Below are 16,142 nucleotides of genomic sequence, written 5' to 3' on the forward strand. Positions count from 1 at the left end.
AAAAGTCTCTCACTATTAATCAGAATGGGAAATGTCACCCCGGATTCGGGGTAGTGCTATGTTACTTGCCGACAGGCGAGACACAAGAAGAATTCATTGTTTTGCGGGAGATTTATTCGGGATTTGCAGGAAAGAAAAAGAGAAGAGGGAAGAGGACTCTTCTCTTTTTTAGTGAACTAACTGGCTTTTTTAACCAGCGGCAGATCGAAGGCTTTACGCAGCGCGCGCACAAAGGCTTTGTCCTGGCAGATGGTTTTGCCCGGGCTGTCGGAAAGTTTTGCTACCGGCTTGCCGTTACATTCCACCAGCTTAATGACAATATTCAGCGGTTTAACCTCGGGAATATCACAGGTCAGGCGAGTGCCAATACCAAAAATCACATTGGCCCGTTGACCAAAGTGCCGGTAAAGATCCAAGGCTTTATCCAAATTCAGATTGTCAGAAAATACCAGCGTTTTGGTTTGCGGATCGATGCCCAGCGCCTGGTAATGGGCAATGGCTTTTTCACCCCATTCAACCGGATCGCCGGAGTCATGCCGCAGTCCCTGGTAGCTGCTGGCAAAATGCTGGCCAAAATCGCGCAGGAAAGCATCCATGGTAATGCAGTCGGTCAGCGCAATGCCCAGACTGTCGGGATACTCCTCCAGCCAGGCCTGCAGGGCTGCCCGCTGGCTGTTTGCCAGCACCGGACTGATCTGCTGGTGGGCCTGGAACCATTCATGAGCCTGAGTACCGACAGGCGTGATGTTCAGACGACGGGCAACATCATAATTACTCGATCCGACAAGCCAGGGGAAATCCTGCTTAAGCGTGGTCACGATGGCGTTCTGAACGTCCCGTGAAAAGCGCCGGCGGGTACCGAAGTCCATCAGCTTGAAGCGCGACATATCGAGGCCCAAGGTCAGAGTACGAAAGCTTTCCAGCTTGCTTTGCAGCCGCTCAACGGCCATTTCAGCCGTCACCTGAGGTGAACGATGCCGGTGAACCACTTCGCTGATCAACGCAAGCAGCGGCACTTCCCACATAATGACTTCACGCCAGGGGCCACTGATGCGGATATCGAGTTTGCCCTGATGATTACGGACTTCAACCTGGGCAGGATCGTAACGAAACGCCCGCAGGAAAGAGAGATAATCCGCCTTAAAGAACGGCAGGGTGCCAAGATAGTCCGCTTCGCTGTCCGTCAGCGCCAGCGACTGCATCATGGCGATCTGTTCTGTAATCTCATCGGCATAGATGCCCAGAAGGTCGTCGCCCCGGCAGCGAAACTCGGCTACGACATTGACTTTCTGGTAGCGATGAAACACCGCCTGTTGCATATGGAGCTTGTAGGCGTCGGTGTCCAGCATCGTGGTCAGTATCGGGGTAGCATGTCGTGTCATGGTGCGTTTCAGCATCCTCTGGCGAAGAGCGTTATCCCTGGTTAGATAAAAGAAAAAGACGCAGGAGTATAACTTGAATAAAGAGTGATTGTACTTGATCTCAGCATATATCAGCGAGCCAGGTCGAGGACAATCTGTGCGCTTGTTAATGCAATGTAGCTTTTTAGCCTTTTCCCGGCCCGCTGCACGATTCGACGTGGCAACATCACGCTAACAGGAATAGACTTGAAACGGTTAACTAATTACTGACGTGAGAAGGACTTATGACGCAACTGCCACAAGCCAAAAATCGCCACGATTACCGTGCTCCGGATTACACCATTACCGATATCGATCTGATGTTTAATCTGGATGCCAGCACCACGCAGGTGACCGCCGTCAGCCGCGTTAAACGTCTGGCCCAGGCAGATGCCGCACTGCATCTGGACGGCGGCGATCTGACGCTTATTTCTCTGGACGTCGACGACCAGCCCTGGCAGCACTACCGGCTGGAAAAAGATCGGCTGATTATCGAGCAGTTGCCTGAGACCTTCACGCTTAAGATCGTCAACGAAATTCATCCGGATAAAAACACCGCGCTGGAAGGACTGTATAAGTCCGGGGAAGCGCTGTGTACTCAGTGTGAAGCGGAAGGCTTCCGTCATATCACCTGGTATCTCGATCGGCCTGATGTTCTGGCGCGCTTCACAACCACGCTTATCGCCGAACAGACGCGTTATCCCTATTTGCTTTCCAACGGCAATCGCGTAGACGGTGGTCAGATGGAAGATGGCCGCCACTGGATGAAATGGGAAGATCCCTTCCCAAAACCCTGCTACCTCTTTGCGCTGGTCGCTGGTGATTTTGATGTGCTGCGCGACAGTTTTACCACCCGCTCCGGCCGCGACGTGGCGCTGGAAATTTTTGTTGACCGCGGCAACCTCGATCGTGCTGACTGGGCAATGACCTCGTTGAAAAACAGCATGAAGTGGGATGAAGAGCGGTTTGGTCTGGAATATGACCTTGATATCTTTATGATTGTGGCCGTCGACTTCTTCAACATGGGCGCGATGGAAAATAAAGGCCTGAACGTTTTCAATTCCAAATACGTTTTAGCCCGCGCAGAAACCGCGACCGATAAAGACTATCTCGGCATTGAAGCCGTGATTGGCCATGAATACTTTCATAACTGGACCGGTAACCGCGTCACCTGCCGGGACTGGTTCCAGCTGAGCCTGAAAGAGGGGCTGACCGTCTTCCGCGATCAGGAGTTCAGCTCCGATCTCGGCTCCCGTGCGGTGAACCGCATTGATAATGTCCGCGTTATGCGCGGCGCGCAGTTTGCGGAAGATGCCAGCCCGATGGCGCACCCTATCCGTCCTGAACAGGTCATTGAGATGAACAACTTCTACACCCTGACGGTGTATGAGAAAGGTTCCGAAGTGATCCGCATGCTGCATACGCTGCTGGGTGAAGAGAATTTTCAGAAGGGCATGCAGCTTTACTTTGAACGTCATGACGGTAGCGCGGCAACCTGCGATGATTTCGTTCAGGCGATGGAAGATGCTTCGAATGTTGATCTTTCACAGTTCCGCCGCTGGTACAGCCAGTCAGGCACGCCGGTGCTCTCTGTTCGTGATGACTATAATCCTGAACTTGAACAGTACACGCTTCATGTCACGCAGATGACGCCGCCAACGGCCGACCAGAAAGAGAAGCTCCCGCTGCATATCCCGCTGGATATTGAGCTTTATGATGGGGAAGGTAAGGTCATTCCTTTACAGCATAACGGACATCCCGTACACAATGTGCTGAACGTGACGGAAGAATTCCAGAGCTTCGTTTTCGATAACGTTTACTTCCAGCCAGTTCCTTCTCTGTTGCGTGAATTCTCTGCGCCGGTAAAGCTGGATTACAACTGGAGTGATGCGCAGCTGACCTTTCTGATGCGTCACGCGCGTAACGATTTCTCCCGCTGGGATGCGGCGCAAAGCCTGCTTGCGACCTACATCAAGCTGAATATTGCCCGTTATCAGCAGGGACAACCGCTTTCTGTGCCGCTGCATGTCGCCGATGCTTTCCGCGCCGTTCTGTTGGAAGAAAATAGCGATCCGGCGCTGATGGCGCTGATCCTCTCTCTGCCAGGCGAAAACGAAATTGCTGAACTGTTTGAGATTATCGATCCCCAGGCCATTACTGAGGTGCGGCAGGCGCTGATCGGTTTGCTGGCAACCGAGCTGGCTGACGAATGGCTGGCGGTTTACCACGCGAACCAGTGCAGCGAGTACCGTATTGAACATGCGGATATTGGCAAACGCGCACTGAAAAATGTCTGCCTGGGCTATCTGGCGTTTGGTGATGTGACGCTGGCCGACAAGCTGGTTAAAGCGCAGTTTGCTAAAGCGGATAATATGACGGATTCACTGGCGGCTATGTCCGCAGCAGTGGCAGCGCAACTGCCGTGCAGTGAAATGCTGTTAGCGGAATTTGATGAACGCTGGCATCAGGATGGCCTGGTGATGGACAAATGGTTTGCGCTTCAGGCCACCAGTCCGGCGGCTGATGTGTTAAGCCGGATCCGCGGGCTGATGAATCATCGCTCATTTACCCTCGGTAACCCTAACCGCGTTCGCTCGCTGATTGGTGCTTTCGCCTCCGCTAACCCGTCCGCATTCCATGCGGAAGATGGCAGCGGTTATCGCTTCCTCGTGGAGATCCTGACCGATCTTAATACCCGTAACCCGCAGGTGGCAGCAAGGCTGATTGAACCGTTAATCCGTCTGAAACGTTACGATTCAGGCCGTCAGGCGCTGATGCGTGATGCGCTGGAACAGCTGAAAGGTCTTGATAATCTCTCGGGCGATCTTTACGAAAAAATCACTAAGGCGTTGAATGCCTGATGGGAAAGCCGCAGTAGCTTAACGACACACCAAACCGGAAGTGGGCGCACCAGCCCACTTTTTTTATGCCTGATAGTAATAGCCATCGCGTTTTAAGGGATAGCGCAATTTCTGCATTCAGCAGCGCTTTCTTTCAGTAAAGCCCGCCGTAATGCGCAGGGGAAAAAGGGTTTCTCTTAGGCTCGCCTGCTCTTCAGGAAACCCGGGAAAGAAGGATCGAAGTCAATGAAGCGGTATAATTGGCGTCATTCCTTTTACTTTTCCGCAAAAGGACTTTACCTTTCTGTCCAGGTTATTTCCGATCCCTTCAGGCATTCAGGAGCCTTCATGTACTACCCCCTTGTCCGAAAGGCGCTTTTCCAGCTCGATGCGGAGCGCGCACATGAGCTGACGCTACAGCAACTTCATCGTATTTCCGGCACGCCGCTTATGCATTTACTTCGTCAGAGGCTGCCGTTCAGGCCGGTTAACTGCATGGGGCTGACTTTTAAAAATCCGCTCGGTCTGGCGGCAGGGCTGGATAAAAATGGGGAATGTATTGATGCATTTGGCGCAATGGGCTTTGGATCTGTCGAGATTGGTACCGTAACGCCGCGTCCCCAGCCGGGTAATGATAAACCCAGGATGTTCCGCGTACTGGAAGCTGAAGGCATAATTAACCGAATGGGTTTTAATAACCTTGGCGTGGATAATTTGGTGGAAAACGTCAAGCGCGCCCATTTTGACGGCATATTGGGCATTAATATTGGCAAAAATAAAGATACGCCGGTTGAGCAGGGCAAAGAAGATTATTTAACCTGCATGGATAAAATTTATGCTTATGCGGGTTATATTGCGGTTAATATTTCATCGCCTAATACGCCAGGCCTGCGCTCATTACAATATGGCGAAGCGCTTGACGATCTTCTTACGGCAATAAAGCATAAACAACAGGCGCTCGAAAAACGCCATCATAAATATGTTCCGGTGGCGGTAAAAATTGCACCTGACCTTTCTGAAGAAGAGCTGGTACAGGTCGCCGACAGCCTGGTCCGTCATAAAATCGATGGGGTAATTGCCACCAATACCACGTTGGATCGCTCACTGATCTCTGGCCTTAGGCATGCCGGAGAAGAGGGGGGATTAAGCGGACGCCCACTACAGTTACGCAGTACAGAAATCGTGCGGCGGCTTGCTGATGAACTTCAGGGCAGGCTACCTATCGTCGGCGTGGGCGGCATCGATTCGCTCGTTGCAGCGCGGGAGAAAATCGCGGCGGGTGCATCCCTGTTACAAATATATTCCGGTTTTATTTTTAAAGGTCCGCCGCTGATAAAAGAAATTGTGACCCACCTCTAAGTCAGCCGGGACATAAATATGCCAGGGGCTTTATTTTCGCCTCTGGCTAGTTTATATTTTGTCCTGTTTAGCGACTATTCTGAACAGTTTTATTTACCGGGAAACGCCGCACATTTTTGCCTGAATGGTGGAAAAGTGAGCGCAACGTCTTTCAGATAACGGGACAGATCATGAGGATTAAACCTGACGACAGCTGGCGCTGGCTTTATGACGCCGAATATGACCGCATGATGCTGGATCTGGCTGACGGGATGCTGTTTCGTTCGCGCTTCTCACGCAAAATGCTGACGCCGGACGCTTTCGCTGTGACGGACTTTTGTGTGGATGACGCCGCACTCTTTTTCACTTTTGAAGAGAGTTGCCGCCGTTGCGAACTGAATGCGGATCAGCGGGCTGAGCTGGTGCTGAATGCACTGGTCGCAAGCCGTTTTCTTAAGCCGCTGATGCCGAAAAGCTGGCATTTCGAAACGCATGCGCCAGGCCATCCTCCTGTGGAAGGCGAGCTGGTCAGCGTTACGCTGTGTGAAACGGGTGAAACAGCCTGCCTGCTGGTGGTGGAAAAGGGCGAAAACGCCGCGCTTTGCCTGCTGGCGCAACCGCATCTTTGCCTCGCCGGACGCAGCATGGTATTGGGCGATGCCATCAAAATTATGCACGATCGTCTTCAGCCCTTCGCCGGAGAAGCACGTTTTTCTTACGCGGCGGCTGTCTGATCGCTATTTTGTTGTCAGAACGATATCGCCAGCCGGGATACAGCTACAGCTGAGGATCGTACCGTCACCGCTTACCGCCCCCTTTTTCATGGGCTGCACGTCCCCGGATATCAGCGTTACCTTACAGCTCCCGCAAATGCCTGCGCGGCAGGAGTAGGGGATTTTGTATCCCTGCATCTCCAGCTGCTCAAGCAGCACCTGCTGATTATTACCGTTGAAGGCTTCTCCCTGCCAGGTAATTAACACGCTTTGCTGAGCGTCGTGCCGCACATCAAGCGTTTCGGTAACGGCACCTGGGCCGTAGCGGCGGGGGCTTTTGGTTTCGAGGACTTCGAGTTCATCACCGACGCGAAGAATTCCGCTGCTTCTGGCAATCAAATTCAGACCAAAATCGATATCACCGCTGCCATCGGTTGCGGTGCGGAATTTTTGTAGAGTCGCTAAAGGTTCGCCGGAGGGATGTTTGCGGCCATACTGCGGGCTGACGGTGGTCAGTACGCAGCGGCTACAGGGTTTCGGTACATCAAAGACAATATCGCCGATACGTACGCTGGACCAGCCATCCTCTGCCCAGGCCGCTGCGCCGTCGATCACCAGGTTTGGGCGAAACTGTTCGAGTTTTGTGCCTGCCGGACAACGCTGCCGTAAATCCTGAAGTGAAGCTTCATTGATAAGTAAAAAGGGATAACCGTCAGCAAACCCTAGCGGTACCTCATCGAAGCGTTTCACGCGCCGGGTCATTTCAGGCCCTACCCAGCGCAGCTGAACCGATCGGGGAAAAAAGCCGCTCAGCCATTCGTTAACCGGCGCCGGTGCGATCTGCGAGGTAAAAACATTCCCCCAGACTTCCGTTGGCGAGGCCTCCTGGTGGAAGTCAGCGAAGCGAATAGTGGCGCTGCTACCGTCCGGTGCGGCAAGAAACAGACCCTCTGGGATCAGTGCCGGCGTAAACAGCACCATTTCAGGGTACTGGCGTGCGGTAATAAACGTCCCTTCTGTGTCGGTAAGCATAAAAACGCGATCGAAGGCGAGCCCGCTTTCGAGCACCTGCGCATGCGAGACCTGCGTTCCGCGCATCGATTTCACCGGGTGAATAAACAGACGAGACAGGCCGATCATGAGGCTCTCCAGCAGAAAAGGGTCAGTAACGAAAAAAAGCGCGGTTGTGGCGATCGAAAAGAAGCTAACTTTATGACATAGGCCCGCGATTAGCTATAATGCGCAGCAATTTTCTGAAGACGATAAGTGACGCTATGAATTCTCTGTTTGCCAGTACGGCGCGTGGGCTCGAAGAGCTGTTGAAAAATGAACTGGAAGCGATGGGCGCGCAAGAGTGCCACATTGTCCAGGGCGGCGTGCATTATCAGGGCGACGATCGTCTGATGTACCAGAGCCTGATGTGGAGCCGGCTGGCTTCCCGCATCCTCCTGCCGCTGACCGAATGCGGCGTCTACAGCGACCTGGATCTCTACCTCGGCGTGCAGGCTATTGACTGGCCGGCGATGTTTGGCAGCGATAAAACCTTCGCCGTTCATTTCAGCGGCCTGAATGAGGTTATTCGCAACAGCCAGTATGGCGCGCTGAAGGTGAAAGATGCCATTGTCGACAGCTTTACACGCAAAAACCTGCCACGTCCGGACGTGGATCGCGAGCAGCCGGATATTTGTGTGAATGTCTGGCTGAATAAAGAGACCGCCAGTATCGCGCTCGATCTGAGTGGAGAAGGGCTGCACCAGCGTGGCTACCGTCAGCAGACGGGGCAGGCGCCGCTGAAAGAAAATCTCGCCGCCGCAATCGTGATGCGTTCCGGCTGGGAGGCTGGCACACCGCTGGTCGATCCCATGTGCGGTTCAGGAACGCTGCTGATCGAAGCGGCGATGATCGCCAGCGATCGCGCGCCTGGTTTGCATCGTACCCGCTGGGGGTTCACCGGCTGGAGCAAATTTGACAGCGAACTCTGGAAGGAAGTGACCAGCGAAGCGCAGGTACGTGCGCGCCGTGGTTTGCAGGAGAACAGCGCGCGTTTTTACGGCTACGATAACGATGCACGAGTCATTGAACGCGCTCGCGCGAATACGCGCAATGCGGGACTCAGTGATATCATCAGCTATACCGTTCAGGATGTCCTGAAACTGACTAATCCGCTGCCGGAAGGACCAACTGGCACTGTACTGAGCAACCCGCCTTACGGCGAACGCCTGGAGAGCGAACCGGCGCTCATTGCGCTACATAGCCAGCTTGGCCGCCTGATGAAAAGCCATTTTGGCGGCTGGAACCTTTCATTGTTCAGCGCCTCACCTGAGCTGCTCAGCTGTCTGCAACTGCGCGCCGATCGTCAGTTCAAAGCGAAAAATGGCCCGCTGGATTGCGTACAGAAAAATTATCAGCTGGCCGCTAACGCTGCGGCAAACGTGGGACAGATCGCTGAGGATTACGCCAATCGTCTGCGGAAAAACCTCAAGAAGCTGGAGAAGTGGGCTCGTCAGGAAGGCATTGAATGTTATCGCCTGTACGATGCCGATCTGCCTGATTACAACGTAGCGGTGGATCGCTACGGCGACTGGGTGGTGGTACAGGAGTACGCACCACCGAAAACCATTGAGCCGGCTAAAGCCCGCCAGAGACTCTTTGACGTTATTTCTGCGACGCTGAGCGTGCTGGATCTCCCGGCAAACCGTCTGGTCCTGAAAACGCGTGAGCGCCAGAAGGGCAAAAGTCAGTATCAGAAGCTGGGCGAGAAGGGCGATTTCTTTGAGGTTTCTGAATTCAACGCCCGGCTGTGGGTGAACCTGACGGATTATCTCGATACCGGCCTGTTCCTCGATCACCGTATCGCGCGTAAAATGCTCGGACAGATGAGCCGCGGTAAGGATTTTCTCAATCTGTTTGCCTATACCGGTACAGCGAGCGTTCACGCGGGCCTTGGCGGCGCGCGCAGTACCACCACGGTGGATATGTCACGGACATATCTGGAGTGGGCTGAACGAAACCTGCGTCTGAATGGTCTTACCGGACGCCAGCATCGCCTGATGCAGGCAGACTGCCTGAGCTGGCTGCGTGAGTCCGATGAACAGTTCGATCTGATCTTTATCGATCCGCCGACGTTCTCCAATTCAAAACGTATGGAGGAGAGCTTTGACGTGCAGCGCGATCATCTGTTGCTGATGAAAGATCTCAAGCGGCTACTGCGTAAGGGCGGTACCGTGATGTTCTCCAATAACAAGCGCGGTTTTAAAATGGATCTTGAAGGCCTTTCCGCCCTGAACCTGGTCGCGCAGGAAATTACCGCCAAAACTCAGTCGCAGGACTTTGCCCGTAACCGTCATATTCACAACTGCTGGCTGATTACTCACGCTGGTAAGGAATAAGTTTTTATGTCATTGATCAGTATTCATGGTGCTTACCTCTCATTCAGCGATGCGCCGCTGTTGGATAACACTGAGCTTCATATTGAAGAAAACGAACGCGTCTGTCTGGTAGGCCGTAATGGTGCTGGCAAATCAACGCTGATGAAAATCATCAACCGTGAACAGCCGCTTGATGATGGACGTATTATCTATGAGCAGGATCTGGTGATTGCACGCCTGCAACAGGATCCGCCACGAAACGTGAAGGGATCGGTTTATGACTTTGTCGCTGAAGGCGTAAACGAGCAGGCAGAATACCTGAAGGCTTATCACGCGATCTCGCATCTGGTGATGACAGATCCCAGTGAAAAAAATCTCGACGAGATGGGCCGACTGCAGAGCATTCTCGATCACCAGAACCTCTGGCAGCTGGAAACGCGTATTCAGGACGTGCTCAAGCAGATCGGTCTGGACGGCGATGCGCCGCTCTCTTCGCTCTCCGGCGGCTGGCTGCGTAAAGCCGCGCTGGGGCGTGCGCTGGTCAGTAATCCACGGGTCCTGATGCTGGATGAGCCAACGAACCACCTGGATATTGAAACGATCGACTGGCTGGAAACCTTCCTGAAAACGTTTCAGGGCAGCATTATCTTTATCTCGCATGACCGCTCTTTCATTCGCAATATGGCGACCCGCATCGTCGATCTCGATCGCGGTAAGCTGGTCTCCTGGCCGGGCGATTACGATCTGTTTTTAGTGGGTAAAGAGGAAGCGTTGCGCGTCGAAGAGATGCAGAACGCCGAATTCGATCGCAAACTGGCGCAGGAAGAGGTCTGGATCCGTCAGGGCATCAAAGCCCGCCGCACCCGTAATGAGGGCCGGGTCCGCGCCCTGAAAGCCTTACGGAATGAGCGTTCCGAACGCCGTGAAGTCATGGGCAAAGCCAATATGCAGGTGGGCGAAGCGAGCCGCTCCGGCAAAATCGTTTTCGAACTGGAAAATGTCAGCTATCGCGTCGGCGAAAAACAGCTGGTCAGGGATTTCTCCGCTCAGGTGCAGCGTGGAGACAAAATTGCCCTTATTGGCCCGAACGGCTGTGGCAAAACAACCTTGCTCAAGCTGATGCTCGATCAGCTGAAGGCGGACAGTGGCCGGGTCCACATCGGCACCAAACTGGAAGTGGCCTATTTCGATCAGCATCGCGCCGAACTGGACCCCGATCGTACCGTGATGGATAACCTGGCGGAGGGTAAGCAGGAAGTGCTGGTTAACGGCAAGCCCCGGCATGTACTGGGCTACCTTCAGGACTTCCTGTTCCACCCTAAACGCGCCATGACCCCGGTACGCGCGCTTTCTGGCGGAGAGCGTAACCGTCTGCTGCTGGCACGTCTGTTCCTGAAGCCCAGCAATCTGCTGATCCTCGATGAGCCTACCAACGACCTGGATGTGGAAACGCTGGAGCTGCTGGAGGAGCTGGTCGATGGCTATCAGGGCACGGTGCTGCTGGTCAGCCACGATCGTCAGTTTGTGGACAACACGGTGACCGAATGCTGGATTTTCGAAGGCAACGGAGAGATCGGTACCTTTGTCGGCGGCTATCATGACGCCCAGCGTCAGCGGGCGGCATGGAAGCAGACGCGCGTTACAGCTAAACCGGCCAGCTCGCCGCGTCAGGAGAGCGTTAAAGCCGAACCGGTTAAGCGGACTGCCAGCAAGCTGAGCTATAATTTGCAGCGCGAGCTTGAACAACTGCCGCAGAAGATGGAGCAACTGGAAAGCCAGCTTGGTGCGCTACAGGCAAAAGTGGCTGACGGCGACTTCTTCAGCCAGCCTCATGATGTGACCCAGCCGGTGCTGGATGCCCTTTCTCAGGCGGAGCAGGCGCTGGAAGCGGCCTTTGAGCGTTGGGAATATCTGGAATCGTTGAAAAACGATTAATGAGTCAGAGGTGACCTATGTGTTCGTCGCACCACGCTGAAAAATGGATGCTTTGCCCGCAGTGTGATCTGATGACACAGTTGCCGGAACTGAAGCCGGGCAGCAAAGCCAGCTGCCCGCGCTGTGACACCACGCTTGAGTCGCGCTGGGATGAGCCGCGTAAGCGGCCTACCGGCTATGCACTCGCGTCACTTTTTATGCTGCTTCTGGCGAACCTCTATCCGTTCGTCTCTATGCACGTATCGGGTCTGAGAAGTGAAATCAGCCTCTGGCACATTCCGGAGGTAATGGTTTCCGAAGACTACAGCAGCCTCGCCACGCTGTTCATTCTTTTTGTACAGGCCGTACCCACTTTCTGTATGGTGGCACTTCTGCTGTTGCTGAATAATGCCCCGCTGTCGCACGGCTTGAAACGTGGCCTGGCCCGTCTGCTTTTTCAGGCCAAAAACTGGGGAATGGCTGAGATTTTTTTGGCCGGCGTGCTGGTCAGCTTCGTAAAATTAATGGCCTACGGCGACATCGGCACGGGCACCAGTTTTATCCCATGGTGTCTGTTCTGCCTTCTGCACCTGCGTGCTTTACAGTGCGTTGACCGACGCTGGCTTTGGCAGCATATTGCTCCAACGCCACAGCTGCCGGTCACGCCTGTGCCAGGCGTCAGCGGGCTGAAACAGGGGTTACGCTCCTGTCGCTGCTGTACGGCGATACTTGCGGCCGATCAATTCATCTGTCCCCGTTGTGGCACAGGTGGACATGCCCGGCGGCGCAACAGCCTGCAGTGGACAATGGCGCTGCTGGTGACCTCTCTTATTCTTTATATTCCTGCGAATCTGATGCCAATAATGGTGACGGAGTCGCTGGGAGACAAGATGCAGTCAACGATTATGTCCGGCGTTATTCTGCTCTGGAGCGATGGCTCTTACCCGGTTGCGCTGATCATATTTATCGCCAGTATCATGGTGCCCTCGCTCAAAATGCTGGCGATTGGCTGGCTTTGCTGGGATGCAAACGGTGGCGGTCGTCACGACAGTGAAAAAATGCATAAAATTTATGAGGTGGTTGAATTTGTGGGCCGCTGGTCAATGATCGATGTTTTTGTCATCGCCGTGCTCTCTGCGCTGGTGCGCATGGGCCAACTGATGAGTATTTATCCCGCAGCAGGCGCATTGCTGTTTGCGATAGTGGTCATTCTTACCATGTTCGCTGCCATGACATTCGACCCCCGTCTGATATGGGATCGTGAATCCGAAAAAAGTTTTAAGGAGCCAAGCATTGAAGGAAAATAATCACGATGTGGCCAGGGTTGATAACATCAGGCGCTGGTCAACGGTCTGGATCATCCCTGTCGTTACCGTACTTATCGGCGCATGGATCCTGTTTTATCATTTCAGCCATCAGGGACCCCAGGTAACACTTATCACCACAAATGCGGAAGGCATTGAAGGCGGTAAAACGGCGATTAAAAGTCGCAGCGTGGATGTCGGCATTGTCGAAAGTGCGGTGCTGACTGACGATCTGCATCACGTTGAGATCACCGCGCGACTGAATTCCGGCATGGAAAAATTGCTTAAAGGCGACAGCGCTTTTTGGGTGGTGAAACCTGCTATTGGTCGCGAAGGGGTGACTGGGCTGGGAACGCTCTTATCCGGCCCCTATATTGAACTTCAGCCCGGAACGAAAGGTGAAGAGAAGGAGCAGTATGATCTGCTGGATTCGCCGCCGCTGGCGCCACCGGACGCAAAAGGGATCCGCATTACCCTTGATAGTGACAAAGCAGGCCAGCTCAACCCGGGGGACCCTGTACTGTTTCGCGGTTATCAGGTTGGGTCCGTGGAGACCAGTAACTTTGACGCCGACAAGCGAATGATGACCTATCAGCTGTTTGTCCGGGCGCCCTACGATCGACTGGTGACAACCAACGTACGATTCTGGAAAGACAGCGGTATTGCCGTTGATATGTCTGCTTCAGGTATGCGCGTGGAGATGGGCTCGCTGACCACGCTGTTTAGCGGTGGCGTCAGCTTTGACGTGCCGGACGGCTGGGAACTGGGTCAGGTTGCGAAGAATAAATCGGAATATAAACTGTTTGACGATCAGCGCAGCATTCAGGATTCGCTTTATACGGTACATAAAGACTTCCTGATGTTCTTCGACGACTCTATCCGTGGCCTGCAGCCGGGGGCGCCGGTTGAATTCCGCGGCATCCGCCTGGGCACCGTAGCGGAAGTGCCGTTCAAGGCCAGAGACATTACTCAGCGTCTTAATACTGACTACCGTATTCCCGTCCTGATCCGTATTGAGCCGGACCGCTTCCAGAGTATGCTTGGAAAGGATTTTGATTTCGAACAGCATCTTAAAGATGGCATTAAAGCGGGGCTGCGAGCGTCACTGAAATCAGCAAACCTGCTGACCGGATCGCTCTATATCGATCTTGATTTCAACAGCAGCGCGAAAGCCTATACCGGACCATCGTCCTATGCAGGCTATGAGCTGATTCCCACCATGAGCGGTGGACTGGCGCAGATCCAGCAGAAGCTGATGGATGCTCTGGACAAAATTAACAATCTGCCGCTGAACCCGATGCTGAATCAGGCGACGGGCACGCTGAAAGAAAGCCAGCGTACCCTGCGGGAACTGCAAAAAACGCTGGATAATATCAATCAGATTACCGGCAGCCAGTCGATGAAAGATCTGCCGCAGGATATGCAGCAAACGCTTCGCGAACTGAATCGCAGCATGAAAGGGTTCCAGCCGGGTTCGCCAGCCTATACCAAACTGGTGGGTGATATGCAGCGCCTTGATCAGGTTATGCGGGAACTTCAGCCGGTCCTGAAGACGCTGAACAGTAAAAGTAACGCGCTGATATTTGAAGCAGAACCCGGTAAGGACCCACAGCCGAAGAGGGCGAAACAATGATGAAATGGATTCCCGTGGCGCTGGCACTAATCGTCAGTGGATGTAGCAGTACGATCGACACACATTATTATCAACTTCCGTCCGCCAGCACTGCAACGACGGCATCCAGCGGCGGTTTTGACGCCAGCCGGCCAGCTGTATGGGTGGAGCATGTGTCGGTGCCTGATTACCTCGCGGGCAATGGCGTGGTTTATCAAAGCAGCGATGTACAGTATGTGATAGCGGCGAATAATCTTTGGGCCAGCCCGCTCGATCAACAGCTTCAGCAGACGCTGGTAGCTAATCTGAGTGAGGCGCTGCCGGGGTGGCTGGTATCCGGCATGCCACTGGGCGACCAACAGCAAAAATTAAATGTCAATGTGACCCAGTTCCATGGCCGGTACGACGGGCAGGTCGTCATCGCGGGGGACTGGGTACTGGAACACGACGGAAAAATCATTAAGCGTCCATTCTCACTGACGCTACCTCAGAATGAAGATGGTTATGGTGCACTGGTGAGAACGCTGGCAAAGGGATGGCAGCAGGAAGCCGGTAATATGGCGCAGATTATCCGCACTAATAATTAATTTTATTTAAGTTTTATTAAGGCCTCTGCCTGCTGCAGGTTTGCAACTGCATGCAGGCAGAGGTTTTTTTTATTCTATAACAGCCGGTTAACAGCGATTTCTTCGGTGATCTGCCCTTAAGAAGCCTCTCATAATGAAGCAGAAATATGACGTTGGCGTGAATTTTGCGCGTTGATTTTTAAATCAGATAGCGCTAAATATGAAGGGTGGCTGCGTATTATGTGACCACTGATTTCTTTCCACCAGATTCCACCTGACCTGAAGAGGGGATTACAGGCATGATGAAGAGACAGAAACGAGATCGGCTCGAAAGGGCACATTCAAGAGGTTATCAAGCCGGAATTACCGGGCGCTCTAAAGAGATGTGTCCCTATCAAATGATAGATGCTAAGTCTCACTGGTTGGGAGGTTGGCGACAAGCCATGGAGGACAGGACGGTTACTACCTAATCTGACTGTTTCATCTGCAGGGGAAACCTCCGCCAGCGCGGAGGTTTTTCTTTTGCGCTTAGAAAGCGGTGGTGTCCTTAAACAGGCCCACTTTCAGATCGGTGGCGGTATAGATAACATGGCCATCGACCAGAACTTCACCATCAGCCACGCCCATGACCAGCTTGCGGTTAATCACGCGCTTGAAATGAATCCGGTAAGAGACTTTTTTCGCGGTTGGCAGAACCTGGCCGGTAAATTTCACTTCACCCACGCCCAGCGCGCGGCCTTTGCCCTCGGCACCTAACCAGCCGAGATAAAAGCCGACCAGCTGCCACATGGCATCCAGTCCCAGACAGCCTGGCATCACCGGATCGCCGATAAAATGACAGTCAAAAAACCACAGATCCGGTTTGATATCCAGTTCGGCTTCGACGAAGCCTTTACCATAGTTACCGCCATCTTCGGTCATTTTGACCACGCGGTCCATCATCAGCATATTACCGGAAGGTAACGGCGGACCTTCTGCGCCGAACAGTTCTCCACGGCCCGAGGCGATGAGGTCTTCTTTAGTATAGGATTCGCGTTTATCTACCATGTTGTTAATAAGCCTTATTTTAGTGAATCACGAAGGTTAG

12 protein-coding genes are annotated in these 16,142 nt (G+C 53.5%); 9 read left to right on the top strand and 3 right to left on the bottom strand.

The window, feature by feature from the left end; all coding sequences use genetic code 11:
* Positions 1-176 precede the first annotated feature (176 nt).
* The gene (pncB, locus tag EA20_RS0115175; RefSeq protein ID WP_024967638.1) at positions 177-1,397 is read right to left on the bottom strand and encodes a nicotinate phosphoribosyltransferase; all 1,221 of its coding nucleotides are present in this window, start codon (positions 1,395-1,397) and stop codon (positions 177-179) included.
* 248 nt (positions 1,398-1,645) lie between these two features.
* On the opposite strand from pncB, the gene pepN reads away from it, so the two are divergent.
* The 3 genes from pepN (at position 1,646) to EA20_RS0115190 (ending at position 6,312) form a co-directional block, all read left to right on the top strand.
* Positions 1,646-4,261 carry an aminopeptidase N gene (gene pepN / locus EA20_RS0115180; protein ID WP_024967639.1) on the top strand — a complete coding sequence of 872 codons (2,616 nt, stop codon included), beginning with the start codon at positions 1,646-1,648 and terminating at the stop codon, positions 4,259-4,261.
* Between the two features lie 327 nt (positions 4,262-4,588).
* Positions 4,589-5,599, top strand: a complete 1,011-nt coding sequence (pyrD, locus tag EA20_RS0115185; RefSeq protein WP_024967640.1) for a quinone-dependent dihydroorotate dehydrogenase — start codon at positions 4,589-4,591, stop codon at positions 5,597-5,599.
* 170 nt (positions 5,600-5,769) lie between these two features.
* The gene (locus EA20_RS0115190; protein ID WP_024967641.1) at positions 5,770-6,312 is read left to right on the top strand and encodes a cell division protein ZapC; all 543 of its coding nucleotides are present in this window, start codon (positions 5,770-5,772) and stop codon (positions 6,310-6,312) included.
* A 3-nt stretch (positions 6,313-6,315) separates the two neighbouring features.
* On the opposite strand, the gene EA20_RS0115195 is transcribed toward EA20_RS0115190, so the two are convergent.
* A complete protein-coding gene (locus EA20_RS0115195; RefSeq protein WP_024967642.1) occupies positions 6,316-7,431 on the bottom strand; it encodes a YcbX family protein in 1,116 nt (371 codons plus the stop codon).
* A gap of 134 nt (positions 7,432-7,565) precedes the next feature.
* On the opposite strand from EA20_RS0115195, the gene rlmKL reads away from it, so the two are divergent.
* From rlmKL to rmf, 6 genes are all read left to right on the top strand, one after another.
* On the top strand, positions 7,566-9,680 hold the full coding sequence (gene rlmKL, locus EA20_RS0115200; protein WP_024967643.1) for a bifunctional 23S rRNA (guanine(2069)-N(7))-methyltransferase RlmK/23S rRNA (guanine(2445)-N(2))-methyltransferase RlmL: 2,115 nt from the start codon (positions 7,566-7,568) through the stop codon (positions 9,678-9,680).
* Positions 9,681-9,686: 6 nt separating this feature from the next.
* Positions 9,687-11,594, top strand: a complete 1,908-nt coding sequence (locus tag EA20_RS0115205; RefSeq protein WP_024967644.1) for an ABC transporter ATP-binding protein — start codon at positions 9,687-9,689, stop codon at positions 11,592-11,594.
* A gap of 17 nt (positions 11,595-11,611) precedes the next feature.
* On the top strand, positions 11,612-12,880 hold the full coding sequence (gene pqiA / locus EA20_RS0115210; protein WP_024967645.1) for a membrane integrity-associated transporter subunit PqiA: 1,269 nt from the start codon (positions 11,612-11,614) through the stop codon (positions 12,878-12,880).
* On the top strand, positions 12,867-14,510 hold the full coding sequence (pqiB, locus tag EA20_RS0115215) for an intermembrane transport protein PqiB (RefSeq protein ID WP_024967646.1): 1,644 nt from the start codon (positions 12,867-12,869) through the stop codon (positions 14,508-14,510). Before pqiA ends, pqiB begins: the two co-directional genes overlap by 14 nt.
* Positions 14,507-15,076 carry a membrane integrity-associated transporter subunit PqiC gene (gene pqiC / locus EA20_RS0115220; RefSeq protein ID WP_024967647.1) on the top strand — a complete coding sequence of 190 codons (570 nt, stop codon included), beginning with the start codon at positions 14,507-14,509 and terminating at the stop codon, positions 15,074-15,076. Before pqiB ends, pqiC begins: the two co-directional genes overlap by 4 nt.
* 281 nt (positions 15,077-15,357) lie before the next feature.
* Positions 15,358-15,525 (top strand): ribosome modulation factor, encoded by a 168-nt coding sequence (gene rmf, locus EA20_RS20375; RefSeq protein ID WP_071995449.1) that lies wholly within the window; start codon positions 15,358-15,360, stop codon positions 15,523-15,525.
* A 58-nt stretch (positions 15,526-15,583) separates the two neighbouring features.
* On the opposite strand, the gene fabA is transcribed toward rmf, so the two are convergent.
* Positions 15,584-16,102: a bifunctional 3-hydroxydecanoyl-ACP dehydratase/trans-2-decenoyl-ACP isomerase gene (fabA, locus tag EA20_RS0115225; protein ID WP_024967648.1), complete on the bottom strand. Its 519-nt coding sequence runs from the start codon at positions 16,100-16,102 to the stop codon at positions 15,584-15,586.
* Positions 16,103-16,142: the final 40 nt, after the last annotated feature.

The organism is Pantoea sp. IMH (assembly GCF_000599885.1).
In the GTDB taxonomy this organism is placed as follows: Bacteria; Pseudomonadota; Gammaproteobacteria; order Enterobacterales; family Enterobacteriaceae; genus Erwinia.